The organism is Sorangium sp. So ce176 (assembly GCF_051519835.1).
Classification (GTDB): Bacteria; Myxococcota_A; Polyangia; order Polyangiales; family Polyangiaceae; genus Sorangium; species Sorangium cellulosum_G.
Map to the genome: position 1 here is coordinate 11,662,282 of NZ_CP150371.1, position 22,581 is coordinate 11,684,862.

The window sequence follows — 22,581 nt, forward strand, 5'->3', positions numbered from 1 at the left end:
CCCCGGAGCGCACGCCGTGTCCCCTGGGGCGCCGTCCTGCCTACATCGCTGCACACGCGGCCCGAGCCCCCTCGCCGCCGCGGGCGCGCTCCCACCCGCGCGCCCCTCCGGCGCTTTCGCCGCTCGTCCGCGCGCAGCCGCGCCGGGCGAGGCAGCGGCCGGCGCTCCCCGCCGCGCCCCTCGCCGGGATCTGGCCTCTCCGTCCGCGCTCCATGTGATACTCGCCGTCCCGATGAAACCCGGGGACATCGTCGCCGACCGCTTCCTGATCGAGCGCCTCGCCGGGTCGGGGGGGATGGGCTCCGTCTACCGCGCGCTCGACCGGCACACAGGCGAGACGGCGGCGCTCAAGGTCATGTCGGGCCGCGGCCTCGAGCACGGCGAGCGCTTCGCGCGCGAGGCGCAGGTGCTCGCGGAGCTCAGGCACCCGGGCATCGTGCGGTACATCGCGCAGGGGGCGACCGAGAGCGGCGAGCCCTGGCTCGCGCTGGAGTGGCTCGAGGGCGAGAGCCTCGCCGACCGGCTGCGCCGGCGCGGGCTCACCGTCGGCGAGAGCGTCCTGCTCGGCCTGCGCGTGGCCGAGGCGCTCGCCGAGGCGCACCGCAACCACGTCGTCCACCGCGACCTCAAGCCGAGCAACCTGTACCTCGTCGACAAGGCGGTCGAGCAGGTCAAGCTGCTCGACTTCGGCATCGCGCGGCTCACGTCGCTCGCGCCCCTCACCATGACCGGCGTCGTCATGGGCACGCCGTTCTACATGGCGCCCGAGCAGGCACGCGGCGAGCGCGCCGTGGGGCCCCAGGCCGACGTGTTCGCGCTCGGCTGCGTGCTGTTCCACTGCCTCACCGGGCGGCCGCCGTTCGTCGGCGACGACATCCACACAGCGCTCCTGCGCGTCGTGCTCGACGAGGCGCCGCGCCTGCGCGACCTGCGCGCCGAGATCCCCGAGACAGTGGACGCCGCCGTGGCGCGCATGCTCACGAAGGACCCGGCGAGCCGCCCCGCGAGCGGCGCCGCCGTGGCGCTCGAGCTGCTCCGGGTGGGCGAGATCAAGAGCTCCCCCCCGGCGCCCGTGAGCCGGCGCCCGAGCGCGCTCACGACCGGCGAGCGGCGGACGATCTGCCTGCTGCTCGCGCGGATGGGCCCGCAGGAGGCCTCCTGGCAAGAGCCGACCATGCCGATGACCCTCCCGATGACCATGCCGCTCGCGCGCGTGGTCCCGGAGGAGGAGGTGAAGCGCGTGGCCGCGCGCTTCGGCGGCGCCCTCCAGACGCTGCCGACGACGGGCGACGGGCTCCTGCTCATCACGCTCGAGGGGCGCGGCCTCATCACCGACCAGGCGGCGCGCGCGGCGCGCTGCGCGATCGAGGTGCGGGACCTCTTGCCCGGCGTGCAGATGGCGCTCGTCGCCGGCCGCGCCGCCGCGGACGACCGGCTCCCGATGGGGCCGACGATCGACCGCGCCGTGAGGCTGCTCGACGTCGCCGAGGACGGGATCATCCGCCTCGACGACGTGATGGCCGGCCTGCTCGACGCGCGCTTCGACGTCGGCGGCGACGCGACGGGCCTCGTGCTCCGGGCCGAGCGCGACCTCGTCGAGGCGGCGCGGACGCTGCTCGGGCGGGCGACGCCGTTCGTGGGGCGCGACCACGAGCTCGCCATCCTCGACGCCGTGCTCGACGAGTGCCTCTCCGAGCCGACAGCGCGCGCGGTCGTGATCACGGCGCCCGCCGGGCTCGGCAAGAGCCGGCTGCGCTACGAGTTCCTGCGCCGGGTCGAGGAGCGCAACGAGCGGGTGCAGGTCTGGCTCGGCCACGCCGACCCGATGAGCGCGGGCTCGCCCTTCGGGATGCTGCGCCAGATGCTGCGCCGCGAGGCCGGGCTCTCCGGCGGCGAGCCGCAGGAGGTGCGGGAGCAGCGCCTGCGCGCGCGGGTAGGCCGCTACCTGAGCGGCGCCGACTGCGCGCGGGTCACGGAGTTCCTCGGCGAGGTGGCGCGCATCCGCTTCTCCGACGAGGGCCGCGTCGAGCTGCGCGCCGCGCGGAGCGACCCGATGCTCATGGGCGACCAGATCCGGCGCGCCTGGGAGGACTTCGTGCTCGCCGAGTGCCGCGGCGAGCCGGTGCTCCTCGTGCTCGAGGACCTGCAGTGGGGCGACGTGCCCACGGTGAAGCTCATCGACGCGGCGCTCGCGCACAGGGACCAGCCGCTCATGGTGCTCGCGCTGGCCCGGCCCGAGGTCGAGGCGGTGTTCCCGAAGGTGTGGGTCTCGCGCGGCGTGCAGGAGATCCGGCTGCGCGAGATCGGGCGGCGCGGCAGCGAGCGGCTCGTGCGCGAGGTGCTCGGCGACTCGGTGACGCCCGACGTGTGCGCGCGGCTGTGCGAGCGCGCCGGGGGCAACGCGTTCTACCTGGAAGAGCTCATCCGCGCGGCGGCCGCGGGGCGGACCGAGTCGCTGCCCGAGACGGTGCTGTCGATGGTGCAGGCGCGGCTGGAGTCGCTCGACGCCGAGGCGCGGCGGGTGCTCAGGGCGGCGAGCGTCTTCGGCCAGAAGTTCTGGCGCGGCGGGCTGATGGCGCTGCTCGGGGGCGAGCGGCGGGCCCCGCAGGTGGACGGGTGGCTCGCTGTGCTCGTCGACCGCGAGCTGATCGCGCGGCGGGGGGAGGGGAAGTTCCGGGGCGAGGAGGAGTACGCCTTCCGGCACGCGCTCGTGCGCGAGGCGGCGTACGAGACGCTGACCGACGCGGACCGCGCGCTCGGCCACCTGCTCGCCGGCGAGTGGCTGGACGCGGCCGGCGAGCGCGACGCGGCGCTGCTGGCCGAGCACTTCGAGCGCGGCGGGGACGCCGAGCGCGCGGTCGTGTGGTTCCGGCGCGCGGCGGAGCAGGCGCTCGGGGCGAACGACTTCCGCGCCGCGATCCAGCGGGCCGAGCAGGGCGTGGCGAGCGCCGACGCGGACGGGGAGTTCTTCGCCGCGCTGCGCCTCGTGCAGGCCGAGGCGCACAAGTGGCTCGGCGAGGCGGCCGAGGCCGAGCGGTGCGCCGTCATGGCGATGCGCGGCTTCCCGCGGAAGAGCGCGCTCTGGTACGCGGCGGCCGCGGAGGCGGCGTCGATGCGCGTGCGCCTCGGCATGGGCGACCGGCTCGCGGATCTCGTCGAGGAGCTCCGCGGCGGCGGCGCGGCGGGCCACGGCGGCGGCCCGGCGAGCCACGGCGGCGGCCCGGCGAGCCACGGCGGCGGCCCGCCGAGCCACGCCAGCGGCCCCCCGAGCTACGTCGAGGAGGCGACCGGCGCCTCGGTGAGCGCGCTGGCGCGCATCGCCGGGTCGCTCCTGCACGGCGGCCAGTACGCCGCGGCGGAGGAGATCGTGCAGGAGCTCGCGCGCGTCGCGATGCCGCTCGCGGAGCGCGACGCGGCGGTGGCGGCGCGCATCCACGCGCTGCGGGCGTCGCGGGCGCTCTGCTACGGCGACCCGGCGGCGTCGCTCGAGTGCACCGAGCAGAGCATCCCGGCGTACCTCCAGACGGGCGATCTCCGGAACGCGTGCCTGAGCCGGGTGAACGCGGCGCACTGCCTCGTGCAGCTCGGGATGTACCACCGCGCCGAGGCGGAGCTGCGCGACGCGCTCGCGGAGGCGGAGCGGATGGGGCTGCACAACGTCGCGACGTTCGCGAAGCAGAACCTGGGGCTGCTCTGGACGCAGCAGGGCGACCTGGCCGCGGCGCGCGCGGTCACGGCCGAGGCCGTCGAGGCGTTCTCGGCGCACGCGAACCGGCGGCAGGAGGCGCGGTCGCGCGCGTACCTCGCCGCGATCCTGATCCGGCTCGGCAGCCTCGCCGCGGCGGACAACGAGGCGGGCGCGGCCGTGGCGATGCTGGCGCACGTGCCGACGCTCCAGGCGCTGGCGCTCGCGGCGCGGGCGCGGGTGCTGCTCGAGCAGGGGCGCGCGCACGAGGCGCTCGAGGCGGCGCGGCGCGGGCTCGGGCTGCTCGTGTCGGTCGGGGGGACCGAGGAGGGCGAGGCGCAGATCCGGCTCGTGTACGCCGAGGCGCTCCGGGCCGCCGGGCACCACGACGCGGCGCGCGAGGCGATCGCTGTCGCGATGCAGCGGCTCGTGACGCGGGCCCAGTGGATCCACGACCCGGCGCGGCGACAGAGCTTCTGCCAGGCCGTGCCGGAGAACGCGAAGACGTTCGCGCTGGCGGCGCTATGGCAGCAGGAGACGGAGCCCACCGCGGGCTGAGAGACGCCGCGCCGCGCTGCGGGCGCGCGCGGCGGGGTCATTGTCGCGCTCGCCGGAGGAGCTCGCTCGGCGGCCGGAAACCAGGAAGTTCCTTGTTCTTCCCCCCGGCCTCTCCCCGCTTCCCGTCTCGTGCTTCAAACCGATCACCCCCATGGCAGCGCATGGACGGATCTCGTCCAGGCTGAGGCGCCTCGCGGGCGCGGCGCGGTGCGGCGGCGCTGCGCGCAGCGTCCGTGTGCCTGTGATGCGGGACGCAGCAACAGGCGTGATGTAGAGTTCGATCACGACACCTCGACAGATCGGTTACCGGAGCGAGGGCGCGCGCGGCGCGACGCCAGGCTGCGGGCCGCTTGACGACCTGTCGAAGGTTCGGAAGAATCGGCTCTCATTATGTACTCAGCACTCTTTCGGAATGTCCTCTATCCGTTTTACGAGACGAAACTCCGAAGAAGGGCGACATTGGCGTACCTCGAGGAGATGGAGCGCTCCCAGTGGCGGCCGGAGCGCGAGCTCCGCGAGCTCAACTGGCGAAAGATGCAGGCGACCCTCCAGTTCGCGGAGAAGAGCATCCCCTTCTACAGGCGCCGCTTCGCCGAGTACGGGGTGCGGGCGAAGGACGCGCACGCGCCCGAGGATCTCGTGCGCTTTCCCGTCCTCACCAAGGCGGATCTCCGCGCGCACGGCAGCGAGCTGATCGCCGACGGGTGGAGTGGCAAGCTCTTCCGTAGCGGCACCGGCGGCTCGACCGGCGAGCCCGCGCGGTTCTTTTACGATCACACGACGTACGAGTGTAGGAGCGCGGCGGCCCTGCGGGCCGACGCGTGGGCGGGCGGGCGGATCGGTGAGAAGGAGCTCTACATCTGGGGCATCCCGACCAAGGAGCCGCGCTGGAAGAAGGCGAAGCGCACGCTCCACGAGGCCGCCATCCGGAAGAAGACGGTCAGCGCGTGGAACCTGTCCGAGGAGCGGCTCGCGGGGGTGGTCGACGAGATCCGCCGGTACGCGCCGAACCTCGTCGTCGGATACACGAGCCCGCTCTACTACACGGCGCGTTACGCGCTCGAGACGGGGCACAGGCTGCCGACGCCGAAGGGGATCATCGCGACGGCGGAGCGGCTCTTCCCGCACCAGCGTGAGACGATCGAGAAGGCGTTCCAGGCGCCGGTCTACGATCGCTATGGCTGCCGGGAGATGATGCTGATCGGCGCGGAGTGCGAGCGCCGCGAGGGCAAGCACCTCAACATCGAGAACATCTTCGTCGAGGTGCAGTGCGGCGGCCGGCACGCGAAGCCCGGCGAGCCGGGCGAGGTGATCCTGACCGACCTCATCTGCCGGTCGATGCCGCTGATCCGCTACAAGAACGAGGACGTCGTGGTCGCCGCGGACACGTCGTGCTCGTGCGGCCGCGGGCTGCCGCTGCTCGCCTCGGTCGAGGGGCGGGTGCTCGACATGATCGTCGGGCCGGACGGCCAGCTCCTCTCGTCCGTGTTCTTCCCCTACTTCTTCAAGGACAACCCGACGGTGGAGCGCTACCAGGTCCACCAGGACAAGACGCGGGCGATCACGATCAGGATCATCCCCGGCGAGGGCTACAAGGCGGAGACGTCGGAGGCGATCGAGCGCGATCTCCGCCAGTTCCTCGGGGAGCGGGCGGAGATCCGGGTGCAGCTCGTCGACGAGATCCCTGTCACGTCGGGCGGCAAGTTTCGGTTCACCGTGTCCGAGGTGCCCATCGAGTTCGGCCGCGAGGTCGCGGCGTGATCGGAGCCCCCGAGGCCCTGCCGACGCCGGGGACAGGGCCGCGCGCGGCGCCGGGCCGGCCGGCGAAGGTCGCGCATGTCGTGCTGTCGCTCAACGTCGGCGGGCTCGAGCGGGTGGTGCTCCGGCTCCTGGAGCGGACGGCGCGCGACAGGTTCGCGCCGGTCGTTTGCGCGCTGCAGGAGCCCGGCGCGCTCGCCGAGGAGCTCGCGCGGCTCGACGTGCCGCTGGTGGTGATCGCGCGCAGGCCGGGGCTCGACCCGGGGCTCCCGGTGCGGCTGTCGGCGTGGATGCGGCGCGAGGGGATCGGGCTGGTCCACACGCACAACCCGGGGCCGCACCTCTACGGCGCGCTCGCGGCGGGCCTCGCGCGGGCCGCGGGCTTGGCTGGCGGTGGCGGCGGCGGCGGCGGGCCGCGCGTCATCCACACGAAGCACGGGCGCAACTACCCGAAGCAGAAGCGGAAGGTGCTGGTCAACCGGCTGGCGACGGCGCTCACGGACCGGGTGGTGGCGGTGAGCGACGACGCGCGCGCTGTCGCGCTCGAGGTGGAGCGGGTCGACCCGGCCAAGGTCGTGACGATCCTGAACGGCGTGGACACGGAGGTGTTCCGGCCGGGCGACGCGGGCGCGGCGCGGGCGCGGCTCGGCGTGCCCGCCGCGGGCTACCATGTGGGATGCGTGGCGCGGCTCTCGCCGGAGAAGGACCACGCGACGCTGCTCGCGGCGTTCGCGCGGCTCCGCGAGGTGCGGGCGGACGCGCACCTGACGCTGATCGGCGACGGTCCGGTGCGGCCGGCGCTCGAGCAGCAGGCGGCGCGGCTCGGGCTGGCCGGCGCGGTGACGTTCACGGGGACGCGCGGCGACGTGGCGGAGCTGCTCGCGGCGTTCGATGTGTTCGCGCTCGCGTCGCTGACGGAAGGGATCTCGCTCACGCTCATCGAGGCGGCCTCGGCGGGGCTGCCGATCGTGGCGACGCGCGTGGGCGGCAACCCGGAGATCGTGCAGGAGGGCGAGACGGGGCTGCTCGTGTCGCCGGGGGCGCCGGAGACGCTGGCGGCGGCGCTGGAGGCGGTGGCCGTGCGGGAAGACCGCGCCGCGATGGGGATGCGGGGGCGAGCGCGGATGATCGAGCGGTTCGGGATGGACCGGATGATCCGGGCGTACGAGGCGCTCTACGCCGAGGTCCTCGGCGGGTAGCACCGGGCGGGAAGCAGGGGTCGAAGGGGCGCCTTACGTCGCACGCGCAGGCCCGCCACACGTGGCGTGATGGCGCGGGCTCTCGTCATCGCGCCGCCCAGGCCGGCGCTGCACGCAGGCCGCGGCGCCGGCCGCCGCCCGGCGTCACGCCTGCTGGCCCTGACAGTCTTCCTTCTGACAGTTGAACATCCAGCGGGTGCCGAACGCGTCGGTGAGCGAGCCGAACTTCGCGCCCCAGAACGTGTCCTGCAGGGGCATCGTGACCTTGCCGCCCTCGGCGAGGGCGTCGAACACCCTCGCCATGTCCGCCGCGTCGTCGAAGTGAAGGCAGACCTCGGTGTTGCCCTCCGCCGGGGTCGGCATGCCGGGCATGGTGTCGCTGATCATGATGACGCCCCCGCCGACGCGCATCGTGGCGTGCATGATCCGGTCCTTGTGCTCGGGAGCCGGGTTGTCGCCAGGGATGTCGCCGAAGCGCATCGGCGGGCCGTCGCTCTTCGCGCCCAGCGCGCTCTCGTAGAACTTGATGGCCTTGTCGGCCGTCCCGTCGAACAACAGATAGGGATTCAGGCTCTTGATAGACATGTCTTCCTCCGTGCGGCCCGCGCCGCGAAAATCGTTGTTTCAGCGCTGCGATCGATGCCCTGATGTCGCGAGGAGCTCCAGCTCATCGGTCCTCGCGGACGCCGTCTCTCCTCACTCCGCCGCCCGGAGCGGGAGGACGGCGCGGAGCCGCCGGTCGCGCAGCCAGAGCCCGCCCCAGATCAGCGCCGCCACGTAGATCGGGAACAGCGTGTGGCTGAAGAGCGGGCTGCCGACGCGCACGTGCGTCGCGATCGCGCCCCCCAGATAGCCCGTCCAGAGCACGGCCCCCAGCACCGCCGTGCGCGGGATGACGTAGAAGAGCAGGCACACGACCTGCAGCACCCCGAGGGGAAAAAGCACGCCCGCCGAGTACCCGAGGCTGGTCGTGCCCTCCACGAACTCCGGCGGCTGGAGCAGCTTGCCCGTGGCGTCGAAGCCCAGGAACAGGACGGCGAAGCCGCTCAGGATACGGCCAGCCCACAGCGCCTTCCTGGAGCTCAGGACCGAGCGCTGGCGCTGGCCCGGCGCGCCGGTCACGGCGGCGCCGGGGGCGGCGCCGGTCCAGGGCGTCTCGTTCTCGTCTCGGGTCGGCGCGGCGTGGCGAATGGCGGGGGAGATCGCGGTCATGGGGGCCTCTCTGTCCGGGTTCGGAGGCATAGACCCCCGCGCCCGATCGAAATCATCGGTGCCCTGAAAAAAAATCGACCGACCCCGCCGCCCGACCGCCGGCACGCGTCCGGCCTCGCGCGGGCTGCCTCCGGTGCGACAGGTCACTTCATGCGGCCACGGGCGCCGCGAACATACCACCGCGATGCACGGTCGAGCGCGCGAAGTGCAGCGCTTCTCCCGCGTCACGCCCTGTGGACACTTGCGTTTACTCGTCTGGAATTCTCATGAGAGGCACGGGCATGCGTCGATTCACGTCGATCGGCGTCGGGCCCCGGGCGTCACTGGCCCTCTCCCGCGACCGGATCGAGCTGCACGCCGACGCTCCACGCGCCGCGCTCCCCCTCGTCGCGCACGGTCAACCGCCCCGTCGCGAGGTCGAGATCGAGCGCCGGATCGCCGCCGTGCTGGGTCGTGTTCCCGTCGTGGACGCGGACGACTCGACCGCCCTCCACCGCGCACTCGGAGACGCCTGTCGTGCCCGCGCCGTAGAGCATGCGGCCGCTGCACGCGAGGCGCGTGAGGCACTTGCCGCCTCGCGGGAGCGGCGAGACGCGCAGCGCGCACCTCGCGCCCGCCTTCACCGGGCTCGGTCCCGTGGACTCGGTGACGCCAGCGGCCCGGTGCAGCGTGTTCTTCGTGGCGTCGAGGAGCGGCTCCCCGGCGACGGGCGGGCTCTGGTACGCCAGCGTGAGCTCGACGCGGTACGCGGGCGCCGCGTCGCTCCAGACGGCGCCGGCCCTGCGGATGCTGTCGAGCGAGACCTCGGCCCGCTCCCCGGCGCGCGTGCCCTTGTCCTGGTACGAGATGGCATAGACCTGCGTGCCAGGCTCCGCGCCGGAGTCCTCCTCCACGCCGCTGCTGAACATCGACATGCCGTTGAGCGGATCGCTCGAGCGATAGATCGGCTTCCCGCCGCAGACGACCTGGAGCGAGGGCACACGGATGTCGTCGCCCGCGCTCGCGAGCTCCGCCGTGACGGTGCACGGCGCGCCGGCCGCGAGGGGGAGCCCCGTGGCGCGCGCGACGGCCGCCTGCCAGGTGGCCGTCGCCGTCCGCAGCGGCCTCTCGGGGGCCGGCGCGGGCGGCGCCGGCGCGGGCTCGGGGGCCATGGACGTCGGCTCCGGCGGCGGGGCAGGGACAAGGACCGGCTGCAGAGCCCCGTCGGCCGGCGCCTCGGACGCGGGCCGCAGCAGCAGATGACCCAGCACCGCGCCGCAGATCCCGAGGCCCGCGATCATCGCCAGGACCGGCGCGACAAGCGACCGCCTCGGCCGGCCTCGCACCGCGTCGAGCTCGCGGCCGAGCTGGTCGAGCACGCGGCGGGCGTCCGCCATCTGGCGCTCGAGCTGCTCGACGCGCGCCGCCCGATCGTCGTCGCTGTGGTCGTCGAGCTGCTTCCTGGCCGTCGCGAGCTGCTCCTCGAGGCTGTCCACGCGTCCGCGCAGCGCGTCCCGTTCGTCGCGGTATCGCATCGCACCACGATACCAACAGTCTTCTCGCCCGGGCTGCCGGCGCAGCGTGTACGCTGCAGACGGTCCGCACAGATCGTGGGGAGGGCGGTCAGGACACGGAGCAGGAGGCCGTCGGGAATGGGTCAGGGTCGCCAGGGCAGTGGGGTACCGCTTCCGGAGCAGTGGGGCGAGCTGCCCGGCACCGCGGGGCGGCAGGCCAGTGGAAAGACCGGCGCCTCGGGCCCTGACGCGCGCCGGGCCGAGGTGCCGGGCGGGGCGGCTCGCCCTCGCACCGTGGGGGTCATCGCCCCCTTTCTGTCCGGCGCCTTCTGGGGTCCTGTCCTGATCGGCATCCATGAGTCGGCGCGGCAGCGCGGACTTCGCACGCTGGTGCTGCGCGGCACGCCGCCCGAGGTCCAGGCGCCCTCGCTCGCCAGGGAGCAGGTGGACGGGTGGATCGTGATCATCGAGTTCGAGGGCCTCGAGGAGCTCGCGCGTGCGGGGATCCCGTTCATCACGCTCGGCGCCCGCCCCGCGGAGATCGGCTGTCCGGCGGTACTCCCGGACAACCACGGCGGCATCCGCAGCGCGGTGCGCCACCTGATCGAGCACGGGCACCGGCGCATCGCGTTCGTCGGCAACTTCGCCGCGTACGACGTGCGCGAGCGCCGCGACGCCTACGAGGACACGCTCGCCGAGGCGGGCATCCCCGTCGACCCCGACCTCATCATCCCGTGCGACAACAACATGTACAGCGGCGGCCGGGCCGCCGCGCCGGCGCTCCTCGCGAGGCTGCCCGGGTGCACGGCGGCCGTCTTCGGCACGGACAAGAACGCGCTCGGGACGATGTCCGCGATGAAGGCGGCGGGCGTCCGCATCCCGGAGGACTTCGCGATCATCGGCTTCGACGACGTCGTGGAGGCGCAGAGCGCCGACCCGCCGCTGACCACCGTGCGCCAGCGGTTCGAGATGATGGGCGGCGCGGCGTGCGATCTCCTCGCGTCGATGATCGCCGGCGAGGCGTTCCCGCCCGAGGGCGTGCGCACGGCGAACCTGCTCACCGTGCGCAGCTCGTGCGGGTGCAACGTGATCCAGAACTTCCTCGACACGGAGGGCGCGGCGTCCGACGAGGACGCCGGCGGCGTCCTGGCCCGGCAGATGGTCGAGCTGCTGCTCCTGCCCCGGCCGCTCCCGCCCGGCGTCGCGCCGGCAGAGGTGTGGCCGGGGGTCACGCGGGTGGTCGACATGTATCTCGCGGCGCTCCGGGGCGCCGCGCCGGCCCCGGCCGCCGAGCTCGAGCGGGCCTACAGGCAGGCGGTCGGCATCACGCCCGATCTGGGGACCCTCCTGGCGACGGCCCGGCTGCTGGGCCAGCTCCCCGAGCGGCGCGGCGCGCCCCTCGACGCGGCGGCCAGGCGGCGGGTGGAAGACTTCCTGGAGATCCTGCGCCTCGCGATCGCGCGGGCCCGGCTCGAGGCCGAGACGCAGCACGTCCACCAGCTCGGGGTGCTCGCGAGGACCAACCACGACGTCAGCTACGCGCTGCTCGGCGGCACCCGGCAGGAATACAGGTCGCTGGCGTGGCTCGAGGCGACCCCGGTTGTCTGGGGCTGCCTCGCGCTGTGGGAGGACCCGGCGTCGCGCGAGCACCTCGTCGTCGCCGGCGCCTACAGCCGCGACGGCAGCCCGGCGCCCCCGGACGGCAGCCGCTGCGCGCGGGAGGCGTTTCCGCCGGCGGAGATGCTGCCGGAGTCGGCCACCGACGGCACGTTCATGGTGCTGCTGCTGCCGATACGCTCCGCCCAGCGCGACTGGGGGATCCTGGCGCTCGTCGGCCCGACCGTCGTCGCGATGACCGGCGACGAGGGGACGGTCGCGATCTGGGGGACGCTGCTCGGCGCGGCGCTCGAGCGCGACGCGCTGCTGGAGTCGCTGTCGTCGCAGCACGCCGACCTGCAAAAGGCGTTCGCGCTCGAGCGCGCGCTGTCGGAGACGGTGCGCGAGCTGGGCTGCCCGCTCATCCCGCTGCTGCCCGGGGTGCTGCTCGTGCCGCTGATCGGGGTGATCGACGGCGGGCGCGCGCAGCAGGTGCTCGAGAAGGTGGCAGAAGGGGTGAGCCGGCACGAGGCCCTGCGCGTGCTGCTCGACCTCACGGGCGTCCCGTTCGTTGACGCGCAGGTCGCCCATTTCCTTGGCATGACGAGCCGCGCGGCGGCGCTGCTCGGGGCGCGGGTCCATCTGGTCGGCGTGCGCCCCGACATCGCGATGAGCCTCGTCGACGTCGGCCTCGGCGAGCTGGCCACGTTCGCCTCGCTGTCGGCGGCGCTCCGCGAGCTCGCGCCGGCGGGGAAGCGCGCGCGCGGCGCGCCTTGACGTGCCGAGACGGGCCTGCCGTAGAATCGGCCGATGCTCGCCGTGCACTGCCCGCGCTGCGGGCGACCTGCGCCGGTGTCCCTCGCCAGCCCGGACCTCGTGGCGTGCGCGGCGTGCCACTACAGCGGACCGCCGCCCGGGGAGGCGGCGCAGGGCCTGCGCGCCGCGGCGCACGTCGTCTTCCAGGCCGACGTGCGCCGCCGCCAGCTCTCGGACGCGCTCCGGCGGACGCTTGTCACGGCGTCGCAGCGGCACGCGCGGCTCCTCGTCGTGTTCGCGCTCGCGTCGGTGCCGATCACCGGGTTCGCCGCGCTCGTCCTGCTGGGGATCTGGATCAGCCCCGACGACGACGGGCGGCTCGTCACCGGCGGCATGGTGGTGGCGTCGTGGCTCGGCACCCTCGGCGCGGGCGCGGCCGTGCTCGCGCTCGTGCGCCGCCGGCAGCGCCGGATCGAGGAGGCGTGCGCCGCGCGCCCGCCCGCGGCCCCCGGCGAGCCGGCGGCGTGCCACGTGTGCGGCGCGCCGCTCGACGGCGGTGACGGGGCGATCGCCCGATGCGGCTTCTGCGCCGCGGACAACCTTGTCGCGCCCGCCGTCCTCGAGCGCGTGCGGGCGCGTCGGGTCGTCATCCTGCGATCGTTCGAGCAGGCCGTGAGCGCCGAGCTCGCCTCGTTCGGCCGGGCGACCTCCGGCGCCGCCGCGGCGGTCGTGGCGACAGCGCTGGTGGTGCCTGTGACCGTCTTCGTCCTCGCCGTCGCCGCCGTCCTCGTCGGCGAATCGATGCGGCTGCCGGTGGACGCCGCCGTGAGCTACGCGGCCGTCAGCACGGCGGCTGGACAGTGTGTTGGTAAAATTGCGCGTGGACCGGATGGCGGCGCGGTGGTTCGGTTCGGCGGGTTCCGGCGCGCGGAGCTGCCCCAGGAGCAGGCGCTCGCGCCGGGCGCTCCGATCGAGGCCGTGTCGCCGGGCTCGCTTGTCGGCCGCTTCGTGACGGCGAAGGCGGGGGCCGGCGTCGTGGAGGAGGTGTTCTCATCGCCGCTCACGGGCAACTCCGCCGTGGTCCGCGGCGGGGGTGGAACGTCGTTCACGAGCAGCATCGCTGGCCTCTGCCTGGGCGGCTCACCGCCGCGGTGATCGTCCTCGGTTTCGTGCTCTCCGGTTTCGTGCCCGTGAATTCCGTGCCGCTCCGGCGCGCGGCGGGCAGGTGGAGCGAGCCGGTCCTGGACACGGGCTCTCGGCTCGCGCGAGCGGCGCGTTCGTTGTTCCGCGTCGACGCGCACCACGTATAGTGGCGTTGGTTGGCTGGGCGTAATTGATGCTTGCACCGGTGGAGACAAGATGAGCCAAGGTGGCTGGGGCGGGGGATCAGGGGGCGGTCAGGGCGGTGGTGGTTATGGTCCGCCTCCGGGGGGCGCTGGTCAGGGGCAGCCGCCGGGCGGCGCGTACGGCCAGCCGCCGGGTCAGCCGCCGGGCGGGGGCTATGGTCAGCCGCCGGGGCAGCCGCCGGGCGGCGCGTACGGCCAGCCGCCGGGCGGCGCGTACGGCCAGCCGCCGGGTCAGCCGCCGGGCGGCGCGTACGGCCAGCCGCCGGGGCAGCCGCCGGGCGGGGGCTATGGTCAGCCGCCGGGGCAGCCGCCGGGCGGCGCGTACGGCCAGCCGCCGGGGCAGCCGCCGGGCGGCGCGTACGGTCAGCCGCCGGGGCAACCGCCGGGCGGGGGCTACGGCCAGCCGCCGGGGCAGCCGCCGGGCGGGGGCTATGGTCAGCCGCCGGGGCAGCCGCCGGGCGGGGGCTATGGTCAGCCGCCGGGGCAGCCGCCGGGCGGGGGCTATGGTCAGCCGCCAGGGCAACCGCCGGGCGGCGCGTACGGTCAGCCGCCAGGGCAGCCGCCGGGCGGCGCGTACGGTCAGCCGCCAGGTCAACCGCCGGGCGGCGGTGGCTACGGCCCGCCCCCGGGCGGCGGTGGCTACGGCCCGCCCCCGGGCGGCGGCGGCTGGGGCCCGCCCCCGGGCGGCGGCGGCGGTTGGGGGCAGCCTCCCGGCGGCGGTGGCTACGGTCCCCCTCCGGGCGGCGGTGGTGGCTGGGGGCAGCCTCCGGGCGGCGGTGGCTTCGGCCCGCCCCCGGGCGGCGGCGCCTACGGTCAGCCCCCGGGCATGGGCGGATCGACCGCGTGGGGAGCGGGCGACGCGGCGTCCTTCGGCTGGGAGCGCCTGAAGCGCGACCCGGCGGTCATCATCGGCGCCATGTTCGTCGTCGGCCTCGCGGCGGGCCTCCCCAACGTCATCGGCGGGGGCGTGCAGGCGGCGCTCGCGGCGGACGCGCCCGGCACGGGGTCGGTCGTCCAGATCTTCATGCAGATCATCGGGTTCGTGATCAGCAGCTACTTCGCCGGAGGCCTCTCCCTGCTCCTGCTGAAGGTGGCGCGCGGCCAGCCGTACGCGTTCAACGACATCCTCGCCGGCGGCCAGTGGTTCGTCCCCATCCTGGGCGCCCAGATCCTCACCTCGATCGCCGTCTTCGTCGGCGCGATCTTCCTGATCGTCCCCGGCGTCATCCTCGGGCTCGGCCTGAGCATGACGACGATGTGCATCGTCGATAAAAATCTCGGCACGATCGACGCGATGAAGGAAAGCTGGCGAATCACGACCGGACACAAGGGCGGTATCTTCGTCTACGCCCTCCTCGCCTTCGCGCTCATGCTCGGCGGCATGCTCGCCTGCTGCCTCGGCACGATCGTGGCCGCGCCGATCACCGCCCTCGGGTACGCGTACATCTACCTGCGCCTGACCGGCCAGCCGATCGCGAGCTGAGCCCCGCCTCGCGTGGGCGGCGGGCCCGCGCGCTCGCGTCCCCGCCGCCCTCCGCCTCGCCCCCGCCGCTTCCGCCCCGCGCCGAGCGCGCCCGCTCCTTCACGCCCCTGTCCCCGGCCGCTCTCATCGCGCCTCCGAACACCGGATCTCGCGTCGAGATCGCTTTGCGACACATCGAGTTCACGACACCATCCGGCGGCGCCGTACGCGGTCCAGGGAGCGCTCCCGGCTCGACACAGCGCATGAGACAAAGCGCCTCTGATCGGTTTGCGGGTCTCCAGGTCGCATGTTAATCGGTGTCTCCTCAGGGACCCCCGCGCAGCGCGGCGCGGGTCGGGGGGGACACCGCGCGACGGGCAGACGCTCTGCCTGACGCGCCGCCCTGCGCCGCCCGCTCCCGAGGTGCGCTCTCTCGCCGACGGCTGCTCGTCCAGACCGGAACGGAGCAAGTGATGCCTGACCATGTCCTGATCACGGGGGGAGCCGGCTTCATCGGCTCTCACCTCGCCGACCGGCTCCTCCGCCAGGGAGAGCCGGTGGTCGTCTTCGACAACCTCGCGCGCGCGTTCGTCGAGCGGAACGTCGCGCTCCTCAAGGAGCGCCACGGCGGCGGCGTGACGATCATGCAGTGCGATATCCGGGACGAGCAGGCCGTGAGCGACGCCGTGCGGCGCGCCTCGTTCGTCTTCCACCTCGCCGCGCAGGCCGCCGCCGCGCGGAGCGTCTCGGACCCGGCGCTCGATTTCGAGGTGAACGCGCGCGGCACGCTCAACGTGCTCGAGGCGCTCCGGAAGATGGGCCGGCCCCCGCCGCTCCTCTTCGCCTCCACCAGCAAGGTCTACGGCGCGCTCGCCGACCTCGCGCTCGAGCGGGGCGACGCGCGGTATCAGCCCCGCTGCGAGCGCGCGCGCGAACACGGCATCTCCGAGGAGCGGCCGATCGATCTCCGGACCCCTCACGGGTGCTCCAAGGGCGCCGCGGACCAGTACGTCATCGATTACGCGCGCACCTTCGGCCTCGACGCCGCGGTGCTGCGGGTGAGCTGCACCTACGGCCCCCGGCAGTTCGGGAGCGAGGACCAGGGGTGGATCGCCCACTTCGTCGCGCGCGCCATCCGCCGCGACCCGATCACCGTCCACGGCGACGGGCTCCAGGTCCGCGATGCGCTGTTCGTCGAGGACCTCGTCGACGCCCTCCTGCTCGCGCGGCGCGACATCAAGCCCGCGTCCGGCCGCGCCTTCAACGTCGGCGGCGGGCCGGCGAGGGCGGTGAGCCTCGTCGAGCTGCTCGACCTCCTCGCCGAGCTCGACGGGCCCCGCCCGGCCGTCTCGCTCGCCGGGTGGCGGCCCGGCGATCCGCGGTACTACGTCTCCGACTGCCGCGCCTTCCAGGCGCTCACCGGCTGGGCGCCGCGCGTCGCCGTCCGCGAGGGGCTGCGCGCGCTCTATCAATGGCGCCTCGGCGTGGAGGAGCGCCTCGAGGCCGCCTACCCGGACGCCCCCCTGTCCGCCCGCCTCGGCCGGCACGGCCGGATCGGGATGGCCTCATGAAGGTCGCGCTCGTCAACCCGCCCTGGAGCTTCCAGGGCAGCATCTACCTCGGCTGCCGCGAGCCGCACCTGCCGCTCGAGCTCGGGTACGCCAGGGCGCTGCTCGAGCGCGCGGGGCACGAGGCCGCCCTCCTCGACGCCCACGCGCGCGGGATCGACATCGTCGCGCTGCGCGCCGAGGTCGCCGCGTTCCGCCCGGACATGACCGCGATCGCCACGGCCCCGAGCTACCTCGTCTGGCGCTGCCCGCCGCCGGAGCTGCGCGTGCCCATGGCGACCGCCGCCGCGCTGCGCGGCCACGGGGGCCTCCTCGTCGCCGTCGGGCCCCACGGCTCGTCGACCCCGCGCGCGGCCCTCCGCAAGCTCGGCGTCGACGTCGTGATCCTCGGCGAGTGCGAGGAGATCCTCGTCCTCCTCGCGGGCGCGACGGAGTCGCGCTTCTGGCAGATCCCGTCGATCGCCTACCGCAGGAAGGGCATCGATCACGTGCAGGGCGGCCCCCACGTCGCCAACCTGAGGGCGCTGCCGGCCTTGCGGTGGGAAGGCGCCGCGATCGCGCGGCACCTGCACCACCACCACCGCTTCGACGCCGTGCCCGAGGGGCCGGGCGCCGAGCTGGAGGCCTCGCGCGGCTGCCCCCAGCGCGGCGCCCCGCGCGGCAAGGAGCCGCTCCACGACTGGATCCGGAGGCGCCCGATCGAGGCGGTGATCGACGAGCTCGACGGCCTCCTCGCCCAGGGCGTCCGGTACGTCTACTTCGTCGACGAGCGCTTCCTGCCCGACCGGGACCTCCTCGAGGCGCTCCGCGCGCGCGACGTCGTGTTCGGCGTCCAGCTCCGGATCGACAGCTGGTCGCGCGAGATGCTCGATCTGCTCGGCCGCGCGGGCTGCGTCTCGATCGAGGCAGGCGTCGAGAGCCCGTCGCGGGAGGAGGGCGACGCGCCCCCGAGGCGGCGCAGCGCGTCGGCCGAGGAGCTCACCGCGCTGCTCGTCCACGCGCGCAGGAGCGTGCCGTTCGTGCAGGCCAACCTGCTCCCGTCGAGCGCCGACGACGCGGACGCCGTCGAGGCGTGGCGGCAGCGGCTCCTCGGGCTCGGCGTGTGGGCCAACGAGCCCGTCCCGATCTTCCCGTACCCCGGCTCGCCCGCGTACGCCGAGCGGTGGGGGGCGCCGGACGACGGCGCCTGGGAGCGGGCGCACGCCCATTACATCGCCGAGCACCGGAGGTTCGGCGACCTCCAGGACAGCCGGCCGCTGCCGCTCGCGGAGCTCGAGCATGGCGCGCGGTGACGGCGGCCCCACGCCGGCGGCAGCCGCGCCGCGGCCCGGGCGCGTGCTGATGACAGCCGACCCGCACGGCGGCGTGTGGACCTACGCGATCGAGCTCGCCGGGGCGCTCTCGCGCGCCGGCGTGGCCACCGTGCTCGCGACGATGGGCGGGCCGCTGTCGGACGGGGCGCGCGCGGCGGCCGCCGCTGTGCGGGGCCTCGAGCTCGTCGAGGGCGCCTACCGGCTCGAGTGGATGGACGACCCCTGGGACGACGTCGCGGCCGCGGGCGAATGGCTGCTCGACCTCGAGGAGCGGACGCGGCCGGACCTCGTCCACCTGAACGGCTACTGCCACGCGGCCCTGCCGTTCCGGGCGCCGCGCGTCGTCGTGGCGCACGCGTGCGTGCTGTCGTGGTGGCGCGCCGTCCACCGCCTCCCGCCGCCGGTGCGCCACGATCGGTACCGCGCGCGGGTCGCGGAGGGGCTCCGCGCCGCCGAGGCCGTCGTCGCGCCGAGCGCGGCGATGCTGAGCGCGCTCTCGGGCGAGTACGGCGCGCTCGGCGTCGGCCGCGGCCACGTCATCCCGCACGCGCGCGACAGGCGGCGGTTCGCGCCGGCGGCGAAGGAGGCGTTCGTGTTCGCGGCCGGCCGGCTCTGGGACGAGGCCAAGAACCTCGCCGCCCTCGAGAAGGTAGCGCCCCGCCTCCCGTGGCCTGTGCTCGTGGCCGGGAGCGACGTCGCGCCGGGCGGCCTCGGCCGCCGCACCGGGGAGAGCCTCTGCTCGCTCGGGTGGATGAGCGAGGGCGAGCTCGCGTGGTGGATGGGGCGCGCCGCGATCTACGCCTTCCCCGCGCGGTACGAGCCGTTCGGCATGTCGGTCCTCGAGGCCGGCCTCTCCGGCTGCGCGCTCGTGCTCGGCGACCTCCCCAGCCTGCGCGAGGTCTGGCGCGACGCCGCTGTCTACGTCCCCGCGGACGACCCGGCCGCGCTCGCCGGCGCGCTCGACCAGCTCATCCGGGACGCCGCGCGCCGCGACGCGCTCGGCGCGCTCGCCCGCCGGCGCGCTGTGCGCTTCAGCCCGCGCGCCATGGCCCGCCGCTACCTCGACGTCTACGCCGTCGCGCTCGCGGCCCGGCCGCCCGCGCCCCGGCGGGGCAGCCCTCCTCCCTCGCCCACGCCCCGCGGGACCCCATGCGAATAGCGCTCTTCTGTCGCTCGCTGCTCTCCGACAGGGACGCGGGGAGCGCGCGCTTCCTCCGCGGCGTCGCGGCGGAGCTCGACGCGCGCGGCCACGACGTCCTCGCCTTCGAGCCGTTCGACCCGCTCGAGCCCTGCGGCGCCTCGGGCGCCGGGGGCCGCGCCGCCTGCGCCCCCGCCGCGCTGCTCGACGCGGCCGCCGTCTACCCGCGCCTCTTGCCGCGCCGCTACGCGCTCTCCACGCTGGACCTCGACGCCGCGCTCGAGGGCGTCGACGTCGCGCTCGTCGACGCGCGGAGCGACCCCGAGCTCGTCCGGCGCCTCGGCGAGCACCGCGCGCGCACGGAGGGGTACCACCTCTTCTTCCACGGCGCGCACCGCCGCCTGCTCGCCGATCCGGCCTCGGTCGTGCGGCGCGATCTCGCCGGGTACGACTGCGTGCTCGGCGCTGGACAGAGCCTTTGCGAGCTGTACCTGAGCCGGGGCGTCGCGCGGCGCGCCGTTGTGTGGCACGAGGCGGCCGACGCGCGCCTCTTCCGGCCGCTGCCCGGGGTCGAGAAGGAGCGCGATCTCGTGTGGATCGGCGACTGGGAGGACGGCGCGCGGGCCGAGGAGGTGCGCGAGTTCCTGATCGAGCCCGCGCGGGCGCTCGGGCTGCGCGCGCGCGTGCACGGGGCCGGCTATCCCGAGCGCGCGCGCGCGGCGCTCGCGGACGCCGGCGTCGAGGTCGCCGGATCGCTGCCGGGTCACCTCGTCCCCGACGCCCTCGCGCGCGCCCGCGTCACGGCGCACATCCCGCGGCGGCCGGGGTCCGCGCCGCTCCCCGGCGCCCCCGCGACGCGGCCCTTCGAGGCGCTCGCGTGCGGGATCCCGCTCGTGAGCGCGCCGTGGGCCGACGCCGAGCGCCTGCTCTCGCCCGGCCGCGACTACCTCGCCGCGCGCACCGGCGCGGAGATGACGGAGCACCTGCGCGCGCTCCTCGCGGACCCGGGCTTCGCGCGCGGCGTCGCCGAGCACGGGCGCCGGACGGTGCTCGCGCGCCACACGTGCGCGCACCGCGTGGACACGCTGCTCGACCTCGTCGACGAGCTCCTCCTGTCGCCGTCGCTCTGGTTCACCGAGGGCGAGGAGCACGACCTGGAGCGGAGCGGCCCGCCGTCCGGCGTCCGGCGCTGCCGCCCCGCGCACCACCGGAGCCCGCTCGCATGACAGCGTCCGGCTACAGCTATGTCTTCCTCGGGCCGTCCATCACCTCGCCGCGGGGCGACGAGCGCGCGACGACCTACAGCGGCCTGCTCCGGGCGCTTGTCGACCGCGGGCACACGGCGCTGTTCCTGGAGCGCGACGAGCCCCCTGCGGACGGCGATCCCGCGGCGAGCCGGCGCGGCGAGGTGGCGCGCTACGCGAGCCTCGAGGAGCTGAAGGACCGCTTCTCCGGGGCTGTGCGGCGGGCGGATCTCGTGATCGTCGGCTCGCGCGTCCCGGAGGGGGCGGCCATCGGAGCGTGGGTGACGGGCGAGGCGGGCGGCCGCGCCGCGTTCCACGACCTCGACACGCCGGTCACGGTCCGCGAGCTCGCGACAGGGCAGCACGAGCACATCACGCCGGCGCTTGTCTCCCGCTACGATCTCTACCTGTCGTCCACGGGCGGCCCGGCGATCGAGCTGCTGGAGCGCCGCCACGGCGCGGTGAGGGCCCGCCCGCTCCACTGCGGCGTGGACCCGGAGCTCCATTTCCCCGAGCCGACGGCGTGCGTCTGGGACCTCGGCCACCTCGGGGACTACCGGGACGATTGCCACGGCGCGCTGGAGCGCCTGCTCCTCCGGCCGGCGCGCCTGCTGCCGCGGTCGAGCTTCGCTGTCGCCGGGGCGCTGTACCCGGCGGGCGTCGACCTCCCGGCGAACGTGTCGCGGCTCGAGCGGATCCCGGCGGGCGCGCACCGCGGCTTCCACGGCGCGCAGCGGTTCACGCTCGACGTGACGCCGCGGGACGCGGCGGACGTCGGCCACTCGCCGAGCGCCCGGCTGTTCGAGGCGGCGGCGTGCGGCGCGACGGTCGTGAGCGACGGCTGGCCCGGCATCGACGCGTTCTTCCATCCGGGCGAGGAGATCCTGATCGCGCGGTCGACCGAGGACGTGCTGCGGCTGCTCTGCGACATGCCCGACAGGGCGCGCGCCGCGGTCGGCCGCCGCGCGCGCCGGCGCGTCCTCGCCGAGCACACGGCGGCGCACCGCGCCGAGGCGCTCGAGCGCTACACGCGCGAGGTGCTCGACGCGGGGAGCCGCCGCCGCGGCGGGGGTGGCCTCGGCGGTCAGCGAGGGGCGGTATTGCGACAACGGAGGTGTTCCGATGGGTGACGCGAACGGCAGGACGTTGGGGAGGAGCATGCGCATCCTGGTGACGGGGGGCGCCGGCTTCATCGGCTCGCACCTGTGCGAGCGGCTCCTCGCGGACGGCCACGAGGTGATCGCGCTCGACGACTTCTCGACGGGCTCGCCGGCCAACGTGGCGCACCTGATGCGGAGCAGCCGCTTCTGGCTGGTCGAGCACGACGTGACGGCGCCCTTCGATCACGAGGTCGACCGGATCTACAACATGGCGTCTCCGGCGAGCCCCGCGCGCTACCAGGGCGATCCGGTGCGCACCACGATGACGAACGTGCTCGGCGCGCTGCACGCGCTCTCGTGCGCCGAGCGCCACGGCGCGCGGATGCTGCAGGCGTCGACAAGCGAGGTGTACGGCGACCCCGAGGTGCACCCGCAGCCGGAGGCCTACCTCGGGCGGGTGAACCCTGTCGGCGTGCGCGCCTGTTACGACGAGGGCAAGCGCTGCGCGGAGTCGCTGGTGATGGACTTCCACCGTCAGGGGCGCGCGTCGGGGCGGATCGCGCGGATCTTCAACACGTACGGGCCGCGGATGGCGATCGACGACGGCCGCGCGGTGAGCAACTTCATCGTCCAGGCGCTGCGGGGGGAAGATCTCACTGTCTACGGGAGCGGGTCGCAGACGCGGAGCTTCTGTTACGTCGACGACCTGGTGGAGGGGTGTTTGCGGCTCATGGAGCATCCGGTGGAGGTGGGGCCGGTGAACCTTGGCAACCCGGTGGAGGTGACGGTGCTCGAGCTGGCGCAGGAGATCGTGCGGCTCACCGGGAGCGCGAGCCGGATCGTGTTCAGGCCGCTGCCGGAGGACGACCCGCGGCAGCGGCGGCCGATGATCGATCTGGCCCGGCGGACGCTGGGGTTCGAGCCGCGCGTCGCGCTGAGACAGGGGCTCTACGCGACGATCCAGGGCTTCCGGGCGGCGCTCGCCGGGGCGGGGGAGGGGTCGCGGCGAGGGGAGACGGCGATGGCGAGCTGAGCGGCCGAAGTGGCGCCGCTGACCAGGAGGAGCCATCGTGTCCGATGTGGCGTCGATCGCCGCCGCGCGGCTCGCGATGCGCGTGGATCTCGCGGAGTTCCCCGGATTCGAGGCTCCCCT

Annotated in this window: 15 protein-coding genes; 12 read left to right on the plus strand and 3 right to left on the minus strand. The window is 74.8% G+C overall.

The genetic code is table 11. The features are described 5' to 3' along the window. The first annotated feature begins 232 nt into the window (after positions 1-232). From WMF42_RS44050 to WMF42_RS44060, 3 genes are all read left to right on the plus strand, one after another. A complete protein-coding gene (locus tag WMF42_RS44050; protein ID WP_437689245.1) occupies positions 233-4,243 on the plus strand; it encodes a protein kinase domain-containing protein in 4,011 nt (1,336 codons plus the stop codon). 459 nt (positions 4,244-4,702) lie between these two features. Next, complete coding sequence (locus WMF42_RS44055; RefSeq protein ID WP_437689247.1) at positions 4,703-6,004, plus strand: phenylacetate--CoA ligase family protein; 1,302 nt, start codon at positions 4,703-4,705, stop codon at positions 6,002-6,004. After that, on the plus strand, positions 6,001-7,200 hold the full coding sequence (locus tag WMF42_RS44060; RefSeq protein ID WP_437689248.1) for a glycosyltransferase family 4 protein: 1,200 nt from the start codon (positions 6,001-6,003) through the stop codon (positions 7,198-7,200). Before WMF42_RS44055 ends, WMF42_RS44060 begins: the two co-directional genes overlap by 4 nt. Before the next feature lie 144 nt (positions 7,201-7,344). On the opposite strand, the gene WMF42_RS44065 is transcribed toward WMF42_RS44060, so the two are convergent. The 3 genes from WMF42_RS44065 to WMF42_RS44075 form a co-directional block, all read right to left on the minus strand. Further along, entirely contained in the window at positions 7,345-7,785 is a 441-nt protein-coding gene (locus WMF42_RS44065; protein WP_061610903.1) for a VOC family protein, read from the minus strand. 111 nt (positions 7,786-7,896) lie between these two features. Then, a complete protein-coding gene (locus WMF42_RS44070) occupies positions 7,897-8,412 on the minus strand; it encodes a DoxX family protein (RefSeq protein ID WP_437689249.1) in 516 nt (171 codons plus the stop codon). A gap of 320 nt (positions 8,413-8,732) precedes the next feature. Beyond that, complete coding sequence (locus tag WMF42_RS44075; RefSeq protein ID WP_061610904.1) at positions 8,733-9,926, minus strand: hypothetical protein; 1,194 nt, start codon at positions 9,924-9,926, stop codon at positions 8,733-8,735. A 117-nt stretch (positions 9,927-10,043) separates the two neighbouring features. Here WMF42_RS44075 and WMF42_RS44080 point away from each other — a divergent pair, with 117 nt between their 5' ends. The 9 genes from WMF42_RS44080 (at position 10,044) to WMF42_RS44120 (ending at position 22,461) form a co-directional block, all read left to right on the plus strand. Further along, the gene (locus tag WMF42_RS44080; protein WP_061610905.1) at positions 10,044-12,278 is read left to right on the plus strand and encodes a substrate-binding domain-containing protein; all 2,235 of its coding nucleotides are present in this window, start codon (positions 10,044-10,046) and stop codon (positions 12,276-12,278) included. Positions 12,279-12,311: 33 nt separating this feature from the next. Next, a complete protein-coding gene (locus tag WMF42_RS44085) occupies positions 12,312-13,412 on the plus strand; it encodes a hypothetical protein (RefSeq protein WP_437689251.1) in 1,101 nt (366 codons plus the stop codon). 204 nt (positions 13,413-13,616) lie between these two features. Next, complete coding sequence (locus WMF42_RS44090; RefSeq protein ID WP_437689253.1) at positions 13,617-15,086, plus strand: hypothetical protein; 1,470 nt, start codon at positions 13,617-13,619, stop codon at positions 15,084-15,086. A 452-nt stretch (positions 15,087-15,538) separates the two neighbouring features. Continuing rightward, complete coding sequence (locus WMF42_RS44095) at positions 15,539-16,636, plus strand: SDR family NAD(P)-dependent oxidoreductase (protein WP_437689255.1); 1,098 nt, start codon at positions 15,539-15,541, stop codon at positions 16,634-16,636. Beyond that, entirely contained in the window at positions 16,633-17,925 is a 1,293-nt protein-coding gene (locus WMF42_RS44100) for a TIGR04295 family B12-binding domain-containing radical SAM protein (RefSeq protein ID WP_437689257.1), read from the plus strand. The genes WMF42_RS44095 and WMF42_RS44100 overlap by 4 nt, the downstream gene beginning before the upstream one ends. Then, positions 17,912-19,105 (plus strand): glycosyltransferase family 4 protein, encoded by a 1,194-nt coding sequence (locus WMF42_RS44105; protein ID WP_437689259.1) that lies wholly within the window; start codon positions 17,912-17,914, stop codon positions 19,103-19,105. Before WMF42_RS44100 ends, WMF42_RS44105 begins: the two co-directional genes overlap by 14 nt. After that, positions 19,096-20,310 (plus strand): CgeB family protein, encoded by a 1,215-nt coding sequence (locus WMF42_RS44110; protein WP_437689267.1) that lies wholly within the window; start codon positions 19,096-19,098, stop codon positions 20,308-20,310. The genes WMF42_RS44105 and WMF42_RS44110 overlap by 10 nt, the downstream gene beginning before the upstream one ends. Beyond that, the gene (locus tag WMF42_RS44115; RefSeq protein ID WP_437689269.1) at positions 20,307-21,458 is read left to right on the plus strand and encodes a CgeB family protein; all 1,152 of its coding nucleotides are present in this window, start codon (positions 20,307-20,309) and stop codon (positions 21,456-21,458) included. The genes WMF42_RS44110 and WMF42_RS44115 overlap by 4 nt, the downstream gene beginning before the upstream one ends. Further along, the gene (locus WMF42_RS44120; RefSeq protein WP_437689271.1) at positions 21,451-22,461 is read left to right on the plus strand and encodes a UDP-glucuronic acid decarboxylase family protein; all 1,011 of its coding nucleotides are present in this window, start codon (positions 21,451-21,453) and stop codon (positions 22,459-22,461) included. Before WMF42_RS44115 ends, WMF42_RS44120 begins: the two co-directional genes overlap by 8 nt. Positions 22,462-22,581: the final 120 nt, after the last annotated feature.